Source organism: Sedimentimonas flavescens (assembly GCF_019264375.1).
In the GTDB taxonomy this organism is placed as follows: domain Bacteria; phylum Pseudomonadota; class Alphaproteobacteria; order Rhodobacterales; family Rhodobacteraceae; genus Rhodobacter; species Rhodobacter flavescens.
Genome location: NZ_JAHVAI010000045.1, coordinates 1 through 1,696, shown reverse-complemented (window position 1 = coordinate 1,696; position 1,696 = coordinate 1). Strand labels below are relative to the sequence as shown.

Here is a 1,696-nt window from a genome sequence, read left to right as displayed (position 1 = left end):
CCTGTCGCATTATCTGATCCGGGATCGTTACGGCCGCCCGGGAAAGGGCAACGACAAGGGGAATGTCGAAGGCCTGGTGGGCTATTCGCGCCGCAACTTCATGGTGCCGATGCCGGAGTTCGCCACCTGGCAGGCATTCAATCTGTGGCTGGAAGAGCAGTGCCGCAAGCGTCAGCGCGCGGTCCTGCGCGGCGAAAGCGAGACGATCGGCGAGAGATTGCAACGTGACCTTGCTGCGATGCGCCCCCTCCCGGCGGCGCCGTTCGATGCCTGCGATCAGGACAACGGCCGGGTCTCGTCGCAATCGCTGGTGCGCTACAAGACCAATGATTACTCGGTTCCGGTCGCCTACGGCCATCAGGATGTCTGGATCCGGGGCTATGTCCATGAGGTCGTGATTGGTTGCCGGGGCGAGGTGATCGCCCGTCACCCCCGGTGCTGGGAGCGCGATGAACTTGTCTTCGACCCGATCCATTACCTTCCGCTGATCGAGCAGAAGATCAATGCACTGGATCAGGCGGCGCCGCTGCAGGGCTGGGATCTGCCGGAGGAGTTCGCCACCTTGCGTCGCCTGATGGAGGCGCGGATGAACCGACAGGGCGGGCGCGAATATGTCCAGGTCCTGCGGCTCTTGGAGGGCTTCGATCTGGCCGACGTGCGTGCGGCAGTGATCCAGGCTCTCCGGATGGGGGCGCTCAGCTTCGATGCGGTGAAGCATCTGCTCCTGTGCCGGGTGGAACGTCGACCGCCACGACTGGACCTTGACTGCTATCCCTACCTGCCGAAGGCGACGGTCGAGAAGACCAGGGCTGGGTCTTACATGCGGCTGCTGTCGGGCGATGCGGCATGAATGATGCCCCGGAAATCCTGCTCGCCCATCATCTCAAGGCGCTGAAGCTGCCGACGTTCCTGCGCGAGCATCAAAAGCTGGCCGGTCAATGCGCGGCGGAAGGGCTGGACCATGTCCGATACCTGGCCCGGCTCGTCGAACTCGAACTGATCGACCGGGAACGGCGAATGGTCGAGCGCCGCATCAAGGCGGCGAAGTTCCCGGCCGTCAAAAGCCTGGACAGCTTCGACTTCGCGGCGATCCCGAAGCTGAACAAGATGCAGGTTCTGGAGCTGGTCCGGTGCGAATGGATCGAACGCCGCGAGAATGTCATTGCCCTTGGCCCGTCCGGCACCGGCAAGACCCATGTCGCCCTCGGCATCGGGCTGGCCGCTTGCCAGAAGGGCCTCTCGGTTGGCTTCACCACCGCCGCGGCGCTGGTCAGCGAGATGATGGAGGCCCGCGACGAGCGCCGTCTGCTCCGCTTCCAGAAGCAGATGGCCGGCTACAAGCTCCTCATCATCGACGAACTCGGCTTCGTGCCCCTGTCGAAAACCGGCGCCGAGCTACTGTTCGAACTGATCTCGCAGCGCTATGAGCGCGGATCGACCATGATCACCAGCAATCTCCCATTCGATGAATGGACCGAAACCTTCGGTTCCGAGCGCCTGACCGGCGCGCTCCTCGACCGGCTGACCCACCACGTCAGCATTCTCGAGATGAACGGCGAAAGCTATCGCCTCGCCAACAGCTCTGCCCGCAAGCGGCGCTGATCTTGATCCAGACATCTGAACACGATTGGCCCTGACGGGCCAGTGCGCCATGGCCCGCGCCAGCTATGGGGGAAGCGCGCGCGCCATGGCGCAC

Annotated in this window: 2 protein-coding genes; both read left to right on the top strand. The window is 63.7% G+C overall.

Annotated elements, in window-relative coordinates:
* Positions 1-850, top strand: an 850-nt coding sequence (locus KTQ37_RS16580; protein ID WP_413243731.1) for a Mu transposase domain-containing protein, incomplete at its 5' end; no start/stop codon positions are given.
* Positions 847-1,602, top strand: a complete 756-nt coding sequence (istB, locus tag KTQ37_RS16575; protein WP_218631616.1) for an IS21-like element helper ATPase IstB — start codon at positions 847-849, stop codon at positions 1,600-1,602. The genes KTQ37_RS16580 and istB, both read left to right, overlap by 4 nt.
* Positions 1,603-1,696: the final 94 nt, after the last annotated feature.